General features: G+C 43.6%; 19 protein-coding genes. 2 read left to right on the top strand and 17 right to left on the bottom strand.

What is annotated here, in order from left to right; translation table 11 throughout:
- Positions 1-43 precede the first annotated feature (43 nt).
- The 3 genes from HMPREF9184_RS03825 to HMPREF9184_RS03815 form a co-directional block, all read right to left on the bottom strand.
- Complete coding sequence (locus HMPREF9184_RS03825; RefSeq protein WP_000821470.1) at positions 44-1,639, bottom strand: hypothetical protein; 1,596 nt, start codon at positions 1,637-1,639, stop codon at positions 44-46.
- An 11-nt stretch (positions 1,640-1,650) separates the two neighbouring features.
- Positions 1,651-2,061 (bottom strand): peptide deformylase, encoded by a 411-nt coding sequence (locus HMPREF9184_RS03820; protein WP_000412243.1) that lies wholly within the window; start codon positions 2,059-2,061, stop codon positions 1,651-1,653.
- A gap of 104 nt (positions 2,062-2,165) precedes the next feature.
- On the bottom strand, positions 2,166-4,862 hold the full coding sequence (locus HMPREF9184_RS03815; protein WP_000032433.1) for a cation-translocating P-type ATPase: 2,697 nt from the start codon (positions 4,860-4,862) through the stop codon (positions 2,166-2,168).
- Between the two features lie 307 nt (positions 4,863-5,169).
- On the opposite strand from HMPREF9184_RS03815, the gene mntE reads away from it, so the two are divergent.
- The gene (gene mntE, locus HMPREF9184_RS03810) at positions 5,170-6,357 is read left to right on the top strand and encodes a CDF family manganese efflux transporter MntE (protein ID WP_001076577.1); all 1,188 of its coding nucleotides are present in this window, start codon (positions 5,170-5,172) and stop codon (positions 6,355-6,357) included.
- Positions 6,358-6,394: 37 nt separating this feature from the next.
- Here mntE and HMPREF9184_RS03805 read toward each other — a convergent pair whose 3' ends face one another.
- The 8 genes from HMPREF9184_RS03805 to cdaA form a co-directional block, all read right to left on the bottom strand.
- Entirely contained in the window at positions 6,395-8,266 is a 1,872-nt protein-coding gene (locus HMPREF9184_RS03805; protein ID WP_001279105.1) for an ABC-F family ATP-binding cassette domain-containing protein, read from the bottom strand.
- A complete protein-coding gene (locus HMPREF9184_RS03800; protein ID WP_009755191.1) occupies positions 8,263-9,462 on the bottom strand; it encodes a CCA tRNA nucleotidyltransferase in 1,200 nt (399 codons plus the stop codon). Before HMPREF9184_RS03800 ends, HMPREF9184_RS03805 begins: the two co-directional genes overlap by 4 nt.
- Positions 9,459-10,226: a 4-hydroxy-tetrahydrodipicolinate reductase gene (gene dapB / locus HMPREF9184_RS03795; protein ID WP_000027908.1), complete on the bottom strand. Its 768-nt coding sequence runs from the start codon at positions 10,224-10,226 to the stop codon at positions 9,459-9,461. Before dapB ends, HMPREF9184_RS03800 begins: the two co-directional genes overlap by 4 nt.
- A 39-nt stretch (positions 10,227-10,265) precedes the next feature.
- Complete coding sequence (locus tag HMPREF9184_RS03790) at positions 10,266-11,114, bottom strand: DegV family protein (protein ID WP_000762166.1); 849 nt, start codon at positions 11,112-11,114, stop codon at positions 10,266-10,268.
- Between the two features lie 2 nt (positions 11,115-11,116).
- Positions 11,117-11,491 carry a DUF1149 family protein gene (locus HMPREF9184_RS03785; protein WP_001050092.1) on the bottom strand — a complete coding sequence of 125 codons (375 nt, stop codon included), beginning with the start codon at positions 11,489-11,491 and terminating at the stop codon, positions 11,117-11,119.
- A 73-nt stretch (positions 11,492-11,564) separates the two neighbouring features.
- Complete coding sequence (glmM, locus tag HMPREF9184_RS03780; protein ID WP_000521445.1) at positions 11,565-12,917, bottom strand: phosphoglucosamine mutase; 1,353 nt, start codon at positions 12,915-12,917, stop codon at positions 11,565-11,567.
- Positions 12,918-12,946: 29 nt separating this feature from the next.
- Complete coding sequence (locus HMPREF9184_RS03775; protein WP_001230926.1) at positions 12,947-13,732, bottom strand: CdaR family protein; 786 nt, start codon at positions 13,730-13,732, stop codon at positions 12,947-12,949.
- Entirely contained in the window at positions 13,719-14,576 is an 858-nt protein-coding gene (gene cdaA / locus HMPREF9184_RS03770) for a diadenylate cyclase CdaA (RefSeq protein WP_001011085.1), read from the bottom strand. Before cdaA ends, HMPREF9184_RS03775 begins: the two co-directional genes overlap by 14 nt.
- A 136-nt stretch (positions 14,577-14,712) precedes the next feature.
- On the opposite strand from cdaA, the gene HMPREF9184_RS03760 reads away from it, so the two are divergent.
- Positions 14,713-15,681, top strand: coding sequence for an NAD(P)/FAD-dependent oxidoreductase (locus HMPREF9184_RS03760; RefSeq protein WP_000081036.1), 969 nt, complete (start codon positions 14,713-14,715; stop codon positions 15,679-15,681).
- A gap of 31 nt (positions 15,682-15,712) precedes the next feature.
- Here HMPREF9184_RS03760 and whiA read toward each other — a convergent pair whose 3' ends face one another.
- From whiA to clpX, 6 genes are read right to left on the bottom strand one after another with little or no spacing between them, the layout of a single operon-like run.
- A complete protein-coding gene (gene whiA / locus HMPREF9184_RS03755) occupies positions 15,713-16,624 on the bottom strand; it encodes a DNA-binding protein WhiA (protein ID WP_000011292.1) in 912 nt (303 codons plus the stop codon).
- The gene (locus tag HMPREF9184_RS03750) at positions 16,621-17,598 is read right to left on the bottom strand and encodes a YvcK family protein (RefSeq protein ID WP_001231061.1); all 978 of its coding nucleotides are present in this window, start codon (positions 17,596-17,598) and stop codon (positions 16,621-16,623) included. The genes whiA and HMPREF9184_RS03750 overlap by 4 nt, the downstream gene beginning before the upstream one ends.
- On the bottom strand, positions 17,595-18,485 hold the full coding sequence (rapZ, locus tag HMPREF9184_RS03745) for an RNase adapter RapZ (protein ID WP_000163041.1): 891 nt from the start codon (positions 18,483-18,485) through the stop codon (positions 17,595-17,597). The genes HMPREF9184_RS03750 and rapZ overlap by 4 nt, the downstream gene beginning before the upstream one ends.
- 51 nt (positions 18,486-18,536) lie before the next feature.
- Positions 18,537-18,917, bottom strand: coding sequence for a RidA family protein (locus HMPREF9184_RS03740; protein ID WP_001140420.1), 381 nt, complete (start codon positions 18,915-18,917; stop codon positions 18,537-18,539).
- 9 nt (positions 18,918-18,926) lie between these two features.
- Complete coding sequence (gene yihA, locus HMPREF9184_RS03735) at positions 18,927-19,514, bottom strand: ribosome biogenesis GTP-binding protein YihA/YsxC (protein WP_000405203.1); 588 nt, start codon at positions 19,512-19,514, stop codon at positions 18,927-18,929.
- A gap of 8 nt (positions 19,515-19,522) precedes the next feature.
- Entirely contained in the window at positions 19,523-20,755 is a 1,233-nt protein-coding gene (clpX, locus tag HMPREF9184_RS03730; protein ID WP_009755188.1) for an ATP-dependent Clp protease ATP-binding subunit ClpX, read from the bottom strand.
- Positions 20,756-20,801: the final 46 nt, after the last annotated feature.

Here is a 20,801-nt window from a genome sequence, read left to right as displayed (position 1 = left end):
CAAGAATTTCATCTGAAAACCTCGGATCATACCGAGGTTCCTTTTACTTGACTTTAAATGTTTTGATATAATTATCCTTTCCAACTTGACCTTCGAAAGATTGGCCATTTTCTAGATAAGGAAGGTCGTCTGACACTGAAGCCTTGACCTTATAAATCTTGCCATCTACTTTAAAGAAGTATACGGTATCACCCTTGATGACAGCTGATTTAAGGTCTGAGACCACTCCCTTGATGTTTTCTACCGTTTCATTATCCAGCTCGAGGTCATTTTTATTGGCATATTTACTGAGGAGTTCATCTACCGTAGCTGCTACGATGACGTTTTGGTACTCCACTGCATCGACCAAAGCATACTCCTTGACCAAGCCTGCATTGTCCTTCAAGCCCATGATATAAAGCGGTTTGTCATTGAGATTGACAAGGATAGGGAAGGTAGCCTTGTAGGCTTTCTCTTGAACTGCTCCTTCTGCGGAAGCACGGGCAGATTCTTCGGTTGCTGATGCTAGATTGTACTTAGTGATTTCTCCAGTGCGCATGTTTTCAAGGATAAAACCTAGATTACTTTCGTCAGCATTTGCTGAAGTCACACCCGTGTAGAGATAAATGTCATTTCCAATAGAAAGATAGTTATAGCCCTCTGTCGTTTGGGTAACATTTTTCTTAGAAATCAAGGCATTCCAGAAGCCATCTTTATACTTGCCGTTGTAATTGATTTGCTGGATGGTTTCTTCGGCCGGATAGACACGGTCCACCCATTCTGGCACTTCATCCAAGCTATATTCCTTGGTTTCGCCATTGGTAGCATCCAAGATAATAACAGATGAAGGGCGAGGTACTCCTAGACCAAACTGTTTTTGATAAACGGTTGCTACATAGAAAGGATTGCCTTCATCATCCACCTCAAAGGATGGGGTTTTAAAAATCTTGGTCGGATACTTGATTCGAAGATGACGTTTGACATCACGGTTAAAATACTCGGAGTCCGAATACTTCATCGGTGTTTTTAAATCCACCAATTCGGCATTTCCCGTCACCATATCGACCTTGATATACTCGCCAATTCCCTTGGCTTGATTGTTGAACCATTTGATGGGATCGGCATACTCCAAGGGGGTGACTCGATAAGGTTTGCCATCAACCGTCAGCTGGGTATAGGTGTCTGCTGCTACGTACTGGGATACCTTATCTGTCAGAGAGCCCAGATAACGGTCACCAATTTTTTCAGCAGTACTCCGATCCAAGATCGGAACCTTACTGGTATCACTCTTAGGAAAATCTTTAAAGTCTTTTTCGGTGATAGACACCACATTAGCATAGTTTTTTGCTTGGAAAAAGCTAGAGGTCACTAGGCTTACCAAACCAGCAAGGGCAAAGATGAGGCCTGCCGCCAGCAATAATCCTCCACCTAATTTATTAAAATGAAGCCCTTCTATATTGAGTTCGTTAGCAGCCCTGCCATGACGCACATGAACAGTTTTGAGGAGATTGGTATCCTTGCGGAAACTAAACAAAATTCCCATCACCACCAAATGCCCACAGAGGAAGAAGATGAATTCCCAACTGGTAAGATTGAAGGGTGGCAAAAAGATATACCAAGTTGTTGCGACAAAAACAAGTTCAAAGAGTATGCGTTTCATCTGAGTTCCTCCTAAATAATCCGTCCTTCCAAATGATCCAGTTCATGTTGGCATATCTGAGCTGGAAAATCTGTTAGTGTAATGGTCTGTTCCTGCCACTTGCTATCGCGATAGGAAACCGTAATCGTTTCATAACGAATCGTCGTTCGAACCCCAGTCAAAGACAAACAACCTTCCTCTGTCTCGTAAGGTCCTTTATAGGAAAGAAGAATCGGGTTAAACATAACCATGGGAACTAGGCCAAGATTAAAGATAATCACGCGCTTCTGCACACCAATCATATTGGCCGCCAGACCGACACAGGTCTCGCGATTAGCCAGCAGGGTATCCTGCAAATCCTTAGCCAGATAAAGGTCTTCCTGACTTGCAGGTTTCGAGACCTGCGCCAAGAATAAGACATCTCGGACAATTTTCTTTTCCATTCTCTTACGCTCCTTACAACTTTACTTTATTATAGCACAAAAGGGGGCAACTTCTAACTATTCTTCTCAAATGCAAAAAAAGTCATCCGAAGATGACTTTCTTTTTAAATCGCGTTCTTATCAAGACCAAGCTTACGTTGAATAAACTTAACGATTTCTACGATAAGAATCATTGAGAAGCTTCCAGCTAGAACAATAGCCCATTGCGATAAGTCTAGTTTGGTTACGTGGAAGATACCTTCAAGTGGTTCTACGACAATGGTCGCCATAAGAAGAATGAAGGATACCAAGATAGACCAGTTGAAGGTCTTAGACTTGAATGGTCCAACTGTCAAGATGGACTGGTAAACAGACTTAACGTTGTAGGCATGGAAGAGCTGAATCAAACCAAGTGTTGCAAAGGCCATTGTGAGGGCATCTGCGTGAATGGCTTGGTTGTCTCCTACATGGACTGGGTAGGCAAGAGCAAGACCATAGACGGTCAAGACGATTGCCCCTTGGAGTACACCTTGATAGATGATCGAACTCATGACCCCACCTGAGAAGAAGCTTGACTTACGTCCACGTGGTTTATGGGTCATAACACCAGGTTCAGCCGGCTCAACACCAAGAGCGATAGCTGGGAAGGTATCGGTTACCAAGTTAATCCACAAGAGATGAACTGGCTGTAGAACATCCCAACCAAACAAGGTTGATAGGAAGATAGTTAATACTTCAGCCGTATTGGCAGAAAGAAGGTACTGAATAGTCTTTTGAATGTTTGAGAAGACCTTACGTCCTTCTTCAACTGCGACGATAATGGTCGCAAAGTTATCATCGGCAAGAATCATATCAGATGCACCCTTAGAAACCTCTGTACCAGTGATTCCCATACCGATACCGATATCAGCTGTTTTCAGAGCTGGCGCATCATTGACACCGTCACCTGTCATGGCAACGACCTTACCTTGGTTTTGCCAAGCTTTAACGATACGAACCTTGTGTTCTGGAGATACACGCGCGTAAACAGAATATTGACCAACTACTTTTTCAAATTCTTCATCAGAAAGTTCATTGAGCTCAGCACCAGTCAAGACATGGTCCTCTGAGTCATTTTCATCGATGATTCCCAAACGTTTGGCAATGGCTTCCGCTGTGTCTTGGTGGTCACCCGTGATCATGATTGGACGAATTCCTGCTTCCTTAGCGACACGAACCGCTTCTGCCGCTTCGGCACGCTCAGGGTCAATCATCCCAATCAAACCAGTGAAAATCAAGTTGTTTTCCAGTTCTTCAGAAGTGAGGTTTTCTGGAATGCTATCAACAATCTTATAAGCACCTGCAAGGACACGTAAGGCTTGGTGAGCCATTTCAGAGTTGTTTGTGTGAATTAAGTCATTGACTTTCTCATCAATCGGAGCAACATCTCCAGCCTTATCACGAGCAACACAACGTTTCAAGAGTTGATCTGGAGCCCCTTTGACTGCTACGAGGTATTTACCATCTGGCAATGGGTGAACCGTTGACATGAGTTTACGATCTGAGTCAAACGGTAACTCAGCCACACGAGGATATTGCTCTAAAAATCCTTTAACATCATAGCCCTTGTCCAATGCATACTGGATGAAGGCTGTTTCCGTTGGATCCCCGATCAGGTTTCCTTCTGCATCAATCTTAGTATCATTAGCCAAAACAACAGAACGAAGAAGAGGCATGTCCAAGCCGAGTTCAATGTCATCAGCAGAGTCATGTAAGACCGCATCATAGAAGACTTTTTCGACTGTCATCTTGTTCATAGTCAGCGTACCAGTCTTATCAGAAGCGATGATTTCAGTTGAACCAAGTGTTTCTACTGCTGGCAACTTACGAACGATAGAGTTACGTTTTGCCAAAACTTGAGTACCAAGGGCAAGAACGATGGTCACGATAGCAGGAAGTCCTTCTGGAATGGCTGCAACAGCAAGCGCAACAGAGGTCATCAACTCACCAAGTGGATCTTTTCCTTGAATGAAGACTCCAACTACAAAAGTAACAAGGGCAATGACCAAAATTGCATAGGTCAAGACCTTAGAAAGGTTGTTCAAGTTTTGTTTGAGTGGTGTATCCGTCTCATCCGCATCTTGGAGCATGCCAGCGATATGACCTACTTCAGTATACATACCCGTATTGACAACAACACCAAGACCACGACCATAGGTCACGTTTGAGTTTTGAAAGGCCATATTGACACGGTCGCCGATACCAGCATCTGCAGCGAGCTCGACAGTCAAGTCTTTTTCGACTGGAACAGACTCACCTGTTAGGGCTGCTTCTTCGATTTTAAGAGAGTTGGCTTCTAGCAAACGGAGGTCCGCTGGCACGACATCACCAGCTTCAAGGGCAACGATATCACCAGGCACCAATTCTTTTGAATCAATCTCAGCCATGTGCCCATCACGGATAACGCGAGCAGCTGGGCTAGACATAGACTTGAGGGCTTCGATGGCTTCTTCTGCTTTTCCTTCTTGGTAAACACCGAAGGCAGCATTGATGATAACCACGGCTAGGATAATGATAGCATCTGCGATATCTTCCCCACCAGAAGTTACGACTGACAAAATAGCCGCTGCAACTAGGATGATAATCATCAAATCCTTAAATTGCTCGATAAACTTGACTAGGAGAGATTTTTTCTCACCCTCTTCCAGTTCATTGCGTCCATATTCAGCTAGGCGTTTCTGCGCTTCGCTAGACGAGAGACCTTGTTCAGTTGCTTCAACTGACTTCAAGACCTCTTCAGGACTCTGAGTATAAAACGCTTGGCGTTTTTGTTCTTTTGACATGTGTCTCCTCCTTGACATTATGTGCAAAACAAGTTCTCTTTTGGTTTTATGACAAACAAAAAGAGACCTGTTAATCATAACAAGTCTCGCTGTTTAAGATAGCGCCGGAAAGCATACTTTTCAGTATAAAATTCGGAATGACGACACTATCACAGGTTTCTGCCAGCTACTCCCTTGAGTAGTACTATTATATCAAATTTTGAAAAGTTTTCAAGAATTAAAATCCGATGAAACAAGACTAAATTTGAATTTTCCCATGAAAACCAGTATAATGAAAACAGAATCTCAGCACTAGAAAGGAAGTCCGATGAACCAATCCATGTCAAATCTCAAGTTGGCGGAACGTGGGGCCATTATCAGCATTTCGACCTACCTCCTCTTGTCTGCGGCAAAATTAGCAACTGGCCACCTCCTTCATTCATCCAGTTTGGTAGCCGATGGTTTCAACAACGTGTCGGATATCATTGCAAATGTGGCCCTCTTGATTGGGATTCGGATGGCGCGCCAGCCTGCTGACCGGGACCACCGTTTTGGTCACTGGAAGATTGAAGATTTGGCTAGCTTGATCACTTCCATCATCATGTTCTACGTTGGTTTTGATGTGCTCCGGGATACCATTCAAAAGATTCTCAGTCGAGAACAAACACCCATCGATCCTCTGGGAGCATTTCTAGGAATCATTTCTGCAGCGGTTATGTTTGTCGTTCATCTCTATAACACACGCCTCAGTAAGAAATCCAAATCCAAAGCTCTAAAGGCAGCAGCTAAAGATAATCTTTCCGATGCAGTCACCTCGCTTGGTACTTCCATTGCTATCCTAGCCAGCAGTTTTAATTATCCGATTGTGGATAAATTAGTCGCTATCATCATCACTTTCTTTATCTTAAAGACAGCCTATGATATCTTTATCGAATCGTCCTTCAGTCTTTCAGATGGTTTTGATGACCGGCTACTAGAAGACTACCAAAAGGCCATAATGGAAATTCCAAAGATTAGTAAGGTCAAGTCCCAAAGAGGTCGCACCTACGGTAGTAATATCTACCTTGACATCACGCTGGAGATGAATCCCGACTTATCAGTCTATGAAAGTCATGAGATTGCAGACCAGGTCGAGTCTATGCTGGAAGAGCGTTTTGGAGTCTTTGATACCGATGTCCATATCGAACCTGCTCCTATACCAGAAGACGAAATTTTGGACAATGTCTATAAAAAACTACTCATGCGTGAGCAATTGATTGATCAGGGAAATCAACTCGAAGAACTCCTTGCTGAGGACTTTATCTATATCCGTCAAGATGGAGAGCAGATGGATAAAGAGGCTTATAAGGCTGAAAAAGAACTTAAAGCTGCGATTAAGGACATTCAGATTACCTCCATTAGTCAAAAAACCAAGCTCATTTGCTATGAGTTAGATGGTATCGTCCATACCAGTATCTGGCGTCGCCATGAGACTTGGCAAAATGTCTTCCACCAGGAAACAAAAAAAGAAGAATAGAGAAATCCTGTCAGCACGACAGGATTTTTCTATTCTTCTAATTATCAAACTCACTTAGATACTCATAGCGTTCATATTTTTCAAGGAGTTCTTCATTTTTCTCGTCTAGCTCTTTCTGAAGAGTAGCTAGTTTGCCAAAATCAGAGCCATTTGCCTGCATCTCTTCTTCAATGGCTGCGATACGATTTTCCAAGGCTTCAATATCGCCTTCAATGCTTGCCCACTCCTGTTTTTCTTGGTAGGTCATGCGTTTCTTGTCTTCACGGACTTTGACCACTTTCTCCTTTTCGGTCTTTTGAACTTGATTAGCCATATCTGTTTCAAAAGCTTTTTCGTCAAGGTAGTCGGTATAATGACCAAAGAAAGTACGGATGCTTCCATTCTCAAAGGCGAGAATCTTAGTCGCTACCTTATCCAGAAAATAACGATCGTGGCTGACCGTCAAGACAGGTCCCGCAAAGCCTTGCAAGAAATTCTCCAAGACTGTCAAGGTTGCAATGTCCAGATCATTTGTCGGCTCGTCCAAGAGAAGTACATTTGGTTTTTCCAATAGCAGTTTGAGGAGATAGAGGCGTTTTTTCTCGCCACCAGACAACTTCTCAATCAATGTTCCATGGGTCGAACGTGGGAAAAGGAATTGCTCTAGCAACTCAGCGATGGAAGTTGTAGAACCACCGCTAGTTTTGACCTCTTCTGCTACTTCCTGCAGGTAATTGATGACTCGCTTGCTTTCATCCAATCCTTCGATTTGTTGAGAGAAATAGGCGATACGAACGGTTTCCCCAATCACAACTTGACCTGCTGTCGGCTCAAGAATTCCAGCGATGAGATTGAGCAGGGTAGATTTTCCCACACCGTTGTCCCCAACGATACCGATACGATCTTTGGCTTGCACCAAGAGGTTAAAATCTTGTAAAATCGGCTTTTTCTCATAGGCAAAGGAAACATCCTGAAACTCGATGACTTTCTTCCCAATCCGACTGGTCTCAAAGTTCATGGTCAAGTCTGTCTCAGTAGGATTATCTGAAACTTCCTTTTTCAAGTCGTGGAAACGATTGATTCGAGCCTGCTGCTTGGTCGCACGCGCTTGCGGTTGTCTGCGCATCCAAGCCAATTCTTGCTTATAAAGTTGTTCCTTTTTGTGGAGAAGTGCCGCATCACGCTCATCTTGTTCCGCCTTAAGGCGAACATAGTCCTGATAATTGCCCTGATACTCAGTCAAGCCTGATCGGTCCAACTCGAAAATCCGTGTTGACAGTGCATCTAAAAAATAGCGATCGTGGGTGATAAAGAGAACCGTCTTCTTGGAATTTTTCAAAAAGAGGGTCAACCACTCGATGGTCGAAATGTCCAGATGGTTGGTCGGCTCATCCAGTAACAAGAGGTCGTGGTTGCCTAGGAGAACTTGCGCCAACTGAACACGTCTTCTCAGACCACCTGACAATTCACCAACTGGAGTCGACAAGTCCTGAATACCAAACTTGCTGAGAACGGTCTTGACCTGACTTTCGATTTCCCATGCTTGGAGGGAGTCCATCTCAGCCATGACCCGTTCCAAACGTGCCTGCTTGTCCTCACTGTAGTTGAGCATGATTAACTCATACTCACGAATGAGCTGGATTTCCTTGAGGTCGCTGGAGAGAACCGTATCCAAGACCGTCTTGCTATCATCAAAATCAGGATTCTGAGTCAAGTAACCAATCTTATAGTCATTCTTAGCGGAAAAAGGGCTAACGTCACCATCAAATCCTGAAACCCCAGAAAGAACATCTAAAAGGGTAGTCTTACCCGTTCCATTGACACCGATCAGACCGATTCTGTCTAGGTCATGGATGATAAAGGAAATATCCTTAAAAACGGTCTTGTCTCCGACGGATTTGCTTAGTTTTTCAACGATAAAATCACTCATCTTCTCCCCCTCAGGTAATCATGGATGGCTTGACGATCATTTTCCAATTCTCCATCGACAATGGCAAACTCAATCTCTGTTAAAATCTCTCCCAAATCTGGCCCAGGTTGATAACCGTATTCCTTAATCAGAACTCCTCCGTTGATCTGGATTTCTTTCTTATCATGAATGGTCAAACTATGGTAAGTTTCTTTGATGGCTTGTGGGTTGACTGCTTTCCCTTGGGCCTGACGAAGACTTTCAGCTTGTAGAAGGGAATTCAAGTCAAAGCGGTAACAATCGCGCTTGCTCAGCTCACCTTCTTCTCGCAAAGCCAAAATGGTCAGCAAATCCTGTACTTGCTTGGCAAACTGGCGTGAGGTTTTCCATGCCTTCAAAAATGGCTGTGCATCTTTAATCTCCAAAGCCCACAATAGAGCCGCCCAGGCTTGTTCAGAAGACTCAAAGGTGAAATCCGCCTCTAAATCAAACAATCTTTGGAGCTTTTCTCGACTGTCTGCCATATCAGGGAGATAATCATAAGCTTGACTCTCAATCATGGAAGACAGACCAACTCGCCAAAAAGGTGCTAGCAAGAGTTTATCAAACTCAACGAAGGTGCGCTCCACAGAAATTTTCTCCAAGAGTGGTGACAAAGTCTTCATCGCTTCAAAAGTTTCTGGCTCAAGTTTAAAACCAAGACTGGCCTGAAAACGGAAACCACGCATAATCCGCAGAGCATCTTCGTTGAAACGTTCACTAGCAACTCCCACTGCTCGCAAGACTTGCCTTTCCAAATCTTCTAAACCATGGAATAAGTCAATGATTTCTCCTATCTCGTCCAAAGCAAAGGCATTGACTGTGAAATCACGACGCTTGAGGTCTTCCTCTAGCGAACGCACAAAGGAAACCGCACTGGGTCTGCGATAGTCTACATAGACATCTTCGGTCCGAAAGGTCGTTACCTCATACTCCTCGTCCCCATCTAGGACCAAGACGGTTCCGTGCTCGATTCCGATATCAGCTGTTCGCGGAAAAATCTGCTTGGTCTCTTCTGGATAGGAAGAAGTCGCGATATCCACATCATGGATGGGACGATTGAGGAGGGCATCTCGAACAGAGCCCCCAACAAAATAGGCTTCAAAGCCTGCTTCTTTAATTTTTTCTAATACTGGTAAAGCCTTCTGAAATTCAGAAGGCATTTGCGTTAATCTCATAATAAGTGTTCTAATCCATAGACAAGCTCATGACGCTTGACAACTTCTTTGATTCCCAAATTCACCCCTGTCATGAAGGAGCTGCGATCATAGGAGTCATGACGGAGGGTCAATCCTTCTCCCTGATTGCCAAAAATGACTTCTTGATGAGCTACCAAGCCTGGTAGACGGACTGAGTGGATCCGCATGCCATCAAAATCAGCACCACGGGCACCTGCAATCAATTCTTCCTCATCAGGCGCACTTTGCTGGATGGATTCTCGAACTTCTGCCATCAACTCAGCTGTTTTAATGGCTGTTCCACTCGGAGCATCTTTTTTCTTGTCATGATGGAGCTCGATAATCTCCACATTTGGGAAATATTTAGCAGCCTGCGTCGCAAATTGCATGAGCAAGACAGCTCCCAAGGCAAAGTTAGGGGCAATCAAGCCACCCAAATTTTGCTTACGAGAAAATGCTTTTAGTTCTGCAATTTCCTCACTAGTGAATCCTGTTGTTCCAACTACTGGAGCAAAACCATTTTCAAGAGCAAAGCGTGTATTTTCGTAGGCAACGGCTGGTGTAGTAAAATCTACCCAGACATCCGCTTCAAAACCAGCCAAGTCCGCCTTATCATTGAAGACAGGAATCCCCTGCCATTCTGACTCAGACTCAAAAGGATCCAAAACTGCGACCAAGTCCAAGTCTGGATCAACCAAGACCATCTGGCAGGCAGCTTGGCCCATCTTTCCCTTAAAACCAGCAATAATTACTCGAATACTCATCTCTACTCCTGTCTAAGATACAAAGCCTGTAAGAACAATCTAGATAACTGGTGTATAGCTCAAGGCAATACTACCTTCTCCAAGGTGGGTTCCAATGACACTACCAAAGCTAACAATTGGAATCTCAGAATTCACATCACTCTCAATCAAGAGTTGGCGTAAATCTGCCGCCCTTTGAGGAGCGTTACCATGAATAACTGTAATATGGTAGTCCCCATCTTTTGTCAACTCTTTGATGATTTCCACCAAACGTTTGATTGCTTTCTTTTCCGTACGAACTTTTTCATAAACTTCAATCACCCCTTGGTCATTAAAGTAAAGGATAGGCTTAATACTGAGGAGATTTCCTAAGATGGCAGCCCCATTTGACAAACGTCCTCCCTTAACCAAGTGGTCAAGGTCATCTACTATGATAAAGGCTGAATTATCAGCAATTTGAAGAGCCAACTTCTCCTGAATCTGGGCAAAATCATCGCCTTGTTCTGCCCATTCAAAGGCACTCTCCACCATAAATCCTAGAGGGGAGCTTGTGATATGGGTATCTGGAAAGACAATGGTCAAGCCATCATACTCATCCAACATGTATTGGATATTCTGATAAAAGCCTGAAATTCCTGACGAAAGAAAGAGTCCCAAGACATGGGTATAGCCCTCTTCTTTCAAGGAACTTAGAATCTCATCCAATTTGGCAATACTTGGTTGACTAGTTTTAGGCAATTCTGCAGACTGAGCCATTTTTTGATAAAATTCCTCAGCAGTCAGATTGACACCTTCTACATACTCCTCCCCATCAATATTAACAGGAATATCCAAGACAAATAGATTCTCTCTTTGCAGCGTCTTCTCCTCTAAATAGGCTGAAGAATCTGTAATGACAGCTAATTTCATGACTAAAACTCCAAATTGATCCCTGGAAGATCCAAGGCGATTTCTGTTACTTCATACGTCAAACGATTGAGCATGTTCAAACATGGACGTGCCAAGGTTTCTACTTCTTCTTGGTTAAATTCGCTTGGTTCGTTGACAATGCGGCCTTCCACATGGTTAACTTGGGAAATCGTTCCGCTGATGACAAATTTGTCAAAGACAATCATGAAACTCAAGATAACGACAAGCGAAGTCACTTGATTTTCTTGGTCATGTTGGAGCAACTGAAAGTTCACGTCTACCTTAGTTTCAGGAGCACCATTTTCATTTTCCCATTCAAAGTTACGAGCATCAAAGTGATACTGGCTAACAAATTCTTGTTCTCGTTTAAGATTCATTTTTCTCTCCCATTGCTACAATTTACTATGCAATTGTACCACATTTTTATCATTTCATCTAGTTTTCTAGGCTTTAGTCAATACCGATTTCATCTTTAACAACAGCAGCAATCGTATCTACATAGTAGTTAACTTCTTCTGTTGTAGGGGCTTCTGCCATAACACGCAAAAGGGGTTCTGTTCCACTCGGGCGGACAAGGATACGGCCGTTCCCTGCCATCTCTTCTTCCATCTTTTCGATGATTGCCTTGATGGCTGGTACTTCCATGGCTTTTTCTTTCATGGCATTTTCCACTCGAATATTGACCAATTTTTGTGGGTAAATCGTCACTTCTGATGCCAGTTGAGACAAGCTCTTACCTGTTTCTTTCATGATTTTGGTCAATTGGACAGCTGATAATTGACCATCACCAGTTGTATTGTAATCCATCAAGATAACGTGACCAGACTGTTCACCACCAAGGTTGTAGCCTGATTTTCTCATTTCTTCGACAACATAGCGATCGCCAACCGCAGTGACTGCCTTGTTAATACCTGCGCTATCCAAGGCTTTATGGAAACCAAGGTTAGACATGACGGTTGTTACGATGGTGTTTTGAGCTAACTGTCCTTTTTCAGAAAGGTATTTCCCGATGATGTACATGATTTTATCACCATCAACGATGTCGCCATTTTCATCAACAGCAATCAAGCGGTCGCTGTCTCCGTCAAAGGCCAAACCAATAGCTGACTGGCTTTCTTTGACTAGTTCTTGGAGAGCTTCTGGATGAGTCGAACCAACATTTAGGTTGATGTTAAGACCATCTGGTGTCTCACCGATAACTGTCAACTGAGCCCCAAGATCAGCGAAAATTTGACGGGCACTTGTAGACGCTGCACCGTTTGCTGTGTCCAAGGCCACTTTCATTCCTTCAAGAGGAGTTCCAGTTGAAACAAGGTAGCCTTCGTACTTACGCAAGCCTTCTGGATAGTCCACCAAGGTTCCCAAGCCTTCCGCACTTGGACGTGGAAGAGTGTCTTCGGCAGCGTCCAACAAAGCTTCGATTTCTGCTTCTTTTTCGTCATCAAGTTTGAAGCCATCCCCACCAAAGAACTTAATTCCATTATCAAGGGCTGGGTTGTGACTCGCTGAAATCATGACACCCGCACTAGCTCCCTCTGTTTTAACCAAGTAAGCTACTGCTGGTGTTGCAAGAACACCGAGTTTGTAGACGTGAATCCCTACAGAGAGGAGACCAGCCACCAAGGCAGATTCTAGCATTTCTCCTGAGATACGTGTATCGCGTCCTACAAAGACTTTAGGGGCTTCCGTTTCATGTTGGCTAAGAACATAACCACCAAAACGTCCCAGTTTAAAGGCCAATTCTGGCGTCAATTCTACGTTTGCTTCTCCACGGACTCCATCAGTCCCAAAATATTTACCCATTTTGTTAATCATCCTTTTCTGTTATTTTTTTATTCTTGTTTAGACGAGTCTGGTTTCGTTTCTGAACTCGTTGAAGACGAACTACTAGCTGAGGAGCTCGTTGATGATGAGCTCGAGCTAGACGATGCTGGTTTCGTTGTAATTTTCATAGTAGTGTCAAATGGCATAATGACACTTGGCAAGACATTTCCATTTTTATCAACCGCTTGTAGAGGAACAGAAGCTGAGTAGTTACCTGTTATCCGTTCACTCGTTGGCAAGATGGCAATGACACGATCTACTCTAGAGAGAGTTTCCTCGTCACTAATAACCGTTACTTTTTCATCTGACACAGTGACTGTATCGATTTTCACGCGAGAATCAATCTGGCTAGGATCTATCTCTGGCACAACGATTACATTGTCTCGTTTTGCTTTTTTACCGACCTTCACTGTTATCTTTTGCGGTGTTGCAACAGCGGTCAAACCACTTGGTAGATTTTCTATGGTTAGAGGAACTTCTATTGTTCCAACACCAGCATTTGTCAAGTCAGCTGTCACCTTGAATTTGCGCGTGCTTTCCTGCATTTCACTTGCCAAAGCAACTCGATTGGAACCTGTCAAGAAAACAGTTACTTCTGACGTGAAGCCACTAATAAAGTACTGATCACTGTCATAGCGGATATCAATTGGTACATTGAGTACTGTATTGGTATAGGTTTCCGTCCGCACCTGTCTGGCACTATTATTATTCTGATAGTTTGTAGAAGTCGCATAGATAAAAAGGATGCAGGCGAAAAAGAAGGAAGAAATAATATAAAGACTATTTTTTCTCATGTTTCAATCCTCCTAGCAAGCGCTCTTTCAGACTATGTTTTTCCTCTGATGCTGGAAGTAGGATTCTTCTCAACTCAGATTCAAACTCTTCCAAGGTCAAATCGTGCTTAAAGACTCCATTATAGGTGATTGAGATTCCACCTGTCTCCTCCGAAACCACAAATGTAAGAGCATCTGATACTTCCGACAAACCAATCGCCGCCCTGTGGCGTGTTCCAAACTCTTTGGAAATCTCTGTATTTTCAGTTAGTGGTAGATAGGCTGAAGTTACAGCAATCCGATCTTCTCGGATAATGACCGCACCATCGTGCAAGGGAGTATTGGGAATGAAAATATTGATAAGCAATTCAGCCGAAATCTTTGCATCTAAGGGAATCCCCGTCGAAATGTATTCCTGCAAGGTTCTCACTCGCTGAACAGCAACCAAAGCACCAATCTTACGCGGACTCATGTACTCGACTGATTTGACAAAGGCACGAATCATTTGCTCTTCTGCGCTAATTGGAGTATTGGAAAAGAAATCTGTCGCCCGACCCAATCTCTCCAAACCAGTCCGAATCTCTGGTGAAAAGATAACCACCGCTGCGATGACCCCGTAGGTGATGATCTGATTGATCAACCAGGAAATGGTCGTTAAACCAATCATATTAGAAAGAATCTGAGCTAGAATAAAGATCAAAACTCCCCGAACCAAGACCATGATTTTGGTACCTGCAATGGCCTTTGTAAAATGATACAAAATATAAGTCACAATGAGAATATCAATCAGATTGATGACTATAGTCCAAGGGCTTGAAAACAAACTCGTCCAGTATTGTAAATTGGATAATTGTTGAAAATTCATCCCTGGCCTCCTCCCTGTCAAAACACGTTCCGAACTATTATACCATTTTTTGCCCATTTTTTCTCTATCCTACCTCATTTTAAATTAAGCAAAAATATGATAAAATAAACTGACTAGAAAAAATGAAGGAGAAACCATGTCTCAACTCTATGATATTACCATTGTAGGGGGCGGTCCTGTCGGCCTCTTTGCTGCCTTTTACGCCCACCTACGCCAAGCCAAAGTCCAAATCATCGACTCTCTTCCCCAGCTCGGTGGTCAGCCTGCCATCCTCTATCCTGAAAAGCAAATCCTTGATGTGCCAGGTTTTCCAAACTTAACTGGAGAAGAGTTAACCAATCGTTTGCTTGAGCAGCTAGATGGCTTTGACACACCTATTCACCTCAACGAAACCGTTCTTGAGATTGAGAAACAAGATGGAGGTTTTGCCATTAAAACCAACAAAGGAACCCACCTGACTAAAACCGTCATTATTGCCATGGGTGGGGGTGCCTTTAAACCACGTCCGCTCGAATTAGACGGTGTTGAGGACTATGAAAATATCCACTACCACGTGTCCAACATTCAGCAATACGCTGATAAGAAAGTGACCATCCTTGGTGGAGGGGACTCAGCAGTTGACTGGGCATTGGCTTTTGAAAAAATTGCCCCAACTACTCTCATTCACCGTCGAGATAACTTCCGCGCCTTAGAACACAGTGTGCAAGCCCTGCAAGAATCATCAGTGACTATCAAGACACCATTCGTTCCTAGTCAACTCCTTGGAGATGGAAAAACACTTGATAAACTTGAAATCACAAAAGTCAAATCTGATGAATCCGAAACGATTGACTTAGATCACCTCTTTGTCAACTACGGCTTCAAGTCTTCTGTCGGAAATCTTAAAAAATGGGGTCTGGATCTCAACCGTCATAAGATTATCGTCAATAGCAAGCAAGAATCCAGCCAAGCGGGTATTTACGCCATTGGAGACTGCTGCTACTATGAAGGTAAGATTGATTTGATTGCGACAGGACTGGGAGAAGCACCTACTGCCGTCAACAATGCTATCAACTACATCGACCCTGACCAAAAAGTGCAACCCAAACACTCAACCAGTTTATAAGAAAATAACCACGAATCAATGATTCGTGGTTTTATAGTTCATCTGCAATCTTGTTTATTTTTCTGAGTCTGTGGTTGACACCACTTTTGGTCAGGGGATTGCTGAGGCTATCTGCCAACTGCTGGATAGAGTAGTCTGGGTGCTGGATTCGTAAGCGAGCCACCTCCTGCAAATCCACTGGTAGATTTTCTAGACCCATTCTATCTTTGATTTTACTGATATTGTTGATGGTCTTCATGCTAGCAGAAACCGTCCGAGCGATATTGGCTGTTTCAGCGTTATTGGCTCGATTGAGATCATTACGGGTTTCACGCAAAATCTTGACGCGCTCAAAGTTATCACGCGCCTGCATGGCCCCAATCACAATCAAGAAATCCATGATGTCCTCTGCACGCTGGAGATAGGTAACTGCACCTTTCTTTCGCTCAATAACCTTGGCGTCCAGCAAAAACTGCTGAAGGAGAGATGCCAGTCCTTGGGCGTGGTCCAGATAAACAGAACTGATTTCCAATTGGTATTTGCCAGACTCAGGATCACGAATGCTACCATTTGCCAGAAAGGCCCCACATAAGTAGGCACGACCTGCTTCTTCATCTGCTAAAATATCAGGATCGATACCCGTCTCCAAACCAAAGAAGGAATCCGCAAGCCGCAAATCAGCTAAAAGCTCCTGCACTCTCTCTTCAGTATAGACCGTATAGACACGGTTCTTGCGAAGATTGCTTCTCTGATGGTGACGAATCTCTGACTTGATTTCATAAAAATGGAGAAAGGACTCATAAAGGTGCCGAGCTAACTTGGCATTTTCAGTCACAACAGACAAGGTCAAGCCTGAAGTCGAGAGACCAATACTACCAGACATCTTGATGATGGCTGATAATTCATGACGACTGAGATGGTGTTGACCAAGAATTTCTTCTTTTACTGCAACTGTAAAACTCATTTTCGCACCTGTATAATTCGCATCAATTCATCAACAATCAAATCCCCATCGTGGAAGGCTCCTCCATTTTCCAAACGAAGGAAGTTGGATGAAATCACACGAGGAACCTGCTTGCAAAGACCAGCAAAATCATGTTCCACCTGAACCAAATATTCATCAAAACGATTGGTATCCATATACTCTCTAGGGACTTTTTCGATATTAACTAAGACTGTATCAATAAAAGGCCGACCTAAGTGTCGATGGAGGACTTCCACGTGGTCACTGTCTGAAAAGTGCTCTGTTTCCCCACGCTGGGTCATGATATTGCAGACATAGGCTATCTCCGCCTTGGTCTCTAAGAGTGCTTGCCCGATCTCCTCAATGACAATATTGGGCAAAATCGATGTAAAGAGGGAACCAGGCCCCAAGACGATCATGTCACTCTCAAGAATAGTATTGACTACTCGACGGCTAGCTTGTGGTGTTTCATCATTCAAAGTATTAGTCACATAAACATGATCAATCATGCCGGGATGATCCGCAATATGGCTCTCACCAGCTACTTCCGAACCATCCTTAAAAACTGCATGCAGCGTCAAAGGGCGGTCACTTGAGGGGTAAATCTTTCCTGTTGTATGAAAAAACTTACTGAGTAATTGCATAGCATTATAGGTAGAACCTTGCATTTCAGAGAGTCCTGCTATAACGATATTTCCTAGTGGATGGCCCGCAAAAGCTCCAGCCTCTTCTGAAAATCGGTACTGAAAAACCTTCTCATAAAACTTTGGCATATCCGACATGGCTACTAGGACATTACGGAGGTCACCTGGTGGTGTCAGCTGTTGGATATTCTTCCTTAGCTCACCAGAAGAACCACCATCATCGGCGACCGTTACGATGGCTGCGATGTCAACATCCTTTTCTCGCAAACTTTTCAAAATGACAGGGATACCAGTTCCTCCACCAATCACCGTTATCTTTGGTTTCCTCATGAACGGTTTACCGTTTCCTTTCTTCGGTCTTTGTCACGATGACTTTCATTGACAGGCCAGTTTTTAGCAAGGTCCTCAGCTATGCGCTTGGCAAAGGCTACACTACGGTGCTGTCCACCTGTACATCCCACTGCAATGGTCAAAACGGACTTGCCTTCTTTTTTGTAACTAGGCAAAATAGGTTCGATCAAAGCTAGTAAGTGCTGATAGAAACTTTCCGATTCTGCATGTTTCATCACATAGTCATAAACTGCTCGATCCTCACCTGTCTGATTACGGAGTTCTGGTAGGTAATAGGGATTTGGCAAGAAACGGACATCAAATACCAAATCCGCATCGATAGGAATACCATACTTGAATCCAAAAGACATGACCTCGATACGGAAAGACTGGGCTTGTTCTTGGTCCGAAAATTGCTCAGCAATAGTTTTACGAAGTTCACGCGGGGTGAGTTCTGTCGTATCCACCACATTTTGGCTCATGTTTTTCAAAGGTGCTAAAAGTTCACGTTCCAGCTTGATGCCATCTAAAATCCGACCATCTGCGGCTAGAGGGTGACTCCGTCTGGTTTCCTTATAGCGCGCGACTAATTCTTTATCCGCTGCATCTAAAAATAGAATTTTGAAATCCAAATCATCTTGGTTTTCCAATTCATCCAAAACAGCCTGAATCTCCGAGAAGAAGGAACGGCTACGCATATCTACAACCAAGGCCAGTTTGTGGTCATCATCCTTGGTTTCGACCAACTGTAAAAACTTTGGCAAGAGGGCTGGCGGCATGTTGTCAATGGTAAAATATCCCAAATCTTCAAAAGACTGAATGGCTACCGTTTTCCCTGCACCACTCATCCCTGTCACAATCACTAGGTGAAGTTGTTTTTTTGTCATCTATCTCTCCTTATATCAAAAGAAGTTTGGCAAAACCAAACTTCAACTAGCTTATCCAATCTCTGCGATGACTTCAATTTCGACTTTCACATCGCGAGGAAGACGAGCTACTTCCACAGCTGAACGAGCTGGGAATTCCTCTTTGAAGGCCGTTTGGTAAACCTCATTAAAAGGAACAAAGTCGTTCATATCGCTCAAGAAGCAAGTTGTTTTGACAACGTGGTCAAAGTCTGTTCCTGCTTCAGCCAAAATAGCACCGATGTTTTTCAAGACTTGTTCTGTCTGTTCTTGGATGGTTTCTCCAACGATTTCTCCAGTTTCAGGAGATAGGGGAACTTGACCGCTAGCAAATAAAAGATTGCCAACGATTTTCCCTTGAACATAAGGTCCGATAGCCTTTGGTGCCTTATCTGTATGAATTGTTTTTGCCATTTCTTTCCCTCACAATTTTTCTAATATTGCATCCCAAGCCTGATCCATCCCTGCCTTGCTGACAGATGAAAAGAGGATGAAGTCATCACTTGGATCAAAGTTTAATTTCTTTTTGATTGCAGATTCGTGCTTGTTCCACTTTCCACGAGGAATCTTATCTGCCTTAGTCGCAACGATGATAACCGGAATCTCATAATACTTGAGAAATTCGTACATCTGCACATCATCTGCTGATGGGTCGTGACGGAGGTCCACCAGACTGACCACTGCACGGAGATTTTCACGAGTTGTGAGGTACTCCTCAATCATGCGGCCCCACTTTTCTCGTTCCTTTTTAGAAACGCGAGCGTAGCCATAGCCAGGAACATCCACAAAGCGCATCTTGTCATCGATGTTAAAAAAGTTAAGAAGCTGGGTTTTCCCAGGTTTCCCTGATGTACGGGCTAGATTCTTGCGGTTGAGCATGGTGTTGATAAAGCTGGACTTCCCAACATTTGACCGCCCTGCAAGGGCAATCTCTGGCAGTTCATCCTGCGGATAGTGGGATTTGTTCGCCGCACTGAGCAAGATTTCTGCATTGTGTGTATTGATTTCCATAGTCACCTCTAGGCTGTTTCTAGGATTGGTTTTTCCGTTCCATCGACAGCTTCTTTTGTGATGCGGACTAATTTCACATTTTCCTGACTCGGTACTTCAAACATAACATCTAGCATGGTCTCTTCGATAATCGAGCGAAGACCACGCGCGCCAGTTTTGCGTTCAATGGCTTTATGGGCAATTTCTTGAAGAGCTTCGTCGTCAAATTCCAACTCAACATCATCATAAGATAGCAAGGTTTGGTATTGTTTAACCAAGGCATTTCTTGGCTCTTTCAAGATGCGAACCAAGTCATCGACCGTCAATTGCTCAAGAGCTGCAAAGACAGGCAAGCGTCCAATCAACTCTGGAATAATACCGAATTTTTGAATATCTTCTGCGATGATTTCTTGCATGTAGGAGCTGTTTTCGTCAATCGCCTTGTTATTTTGGCCAAAACCAATAACCTTTTCACCCAGACGTTGTTTGACAATTTCTTCGATGCCATCAAAAGCACCACCCACGATGAAGAGGATGTTTTTAGTATCCACCTGAATCATCTCTTGTTGCGGATGTTTGCGGCCACCTTGAGGCGGCACACTAGCAACAGTTCCCTCGATAATCTTAAGAAGGGCTTGTTGCACTCCTTCACCTGAAACGTCACGTGTGATAGAAACGTTCTCGCTCTTCTTGGCAATCTTGTCAATTTCATCCACGTAGATAATCCCACGTTCTGCACGTTCGATGTTAAAGTCAGCAGCCTGCAAGAGTTTGAGGAGGATGTTTTCCACGTCCTCACCCACATAACCAGCCTCAGTAAGAGCTGTCGCATCTGCGATAGCAAAAGGCACGTTCAAGCTCTTAGCCAATGTCTGGGCCAAGAAAGTTTTCCCTGAACCCGTTGGGCCAATCATCAAGATGTTTGACTTCTGTAAATCCACATCTTCTGACTCTTCACGCGTATCGTGGAAATTAATGCGTTTGTAATGGTTGTATACAGCCACTGCCAAGGCACGTTTGGCACGATCTTGACCAATCACATAGTGGTTCAAGATATTAAGGAGCTCGATTGGTTTTGGTACTTCAGACAAGTCTGCCAAGACTTCCTCAGCCAACTCCTCTCGAATGATTTCTTGAGCCAACTCCACACATTCATTACAGATAAAGGCGTTGTTCCCAGCGATTATTTTCTTTACTTCTTCTTGGCTCTTGCCACAAAATGAGCAATAAACCATCATATCATTTTTCCTATTTGTAGGCATGATTTCCTTCCATTCTAATTTATCATTCTATCTAAAATAAGGTCAT

The organism is Streptococcus sp. oral taxon 058 str. F0407 (assembly GCF_000235485.1).
GTDB lineage: Bacteria > Bacillota > Bacilli > Lactobacillales > Streptococcaceae > Streptococcus.
This window is presented reverse-complemented; position numbering and strand designations above follow the sequence as displayed.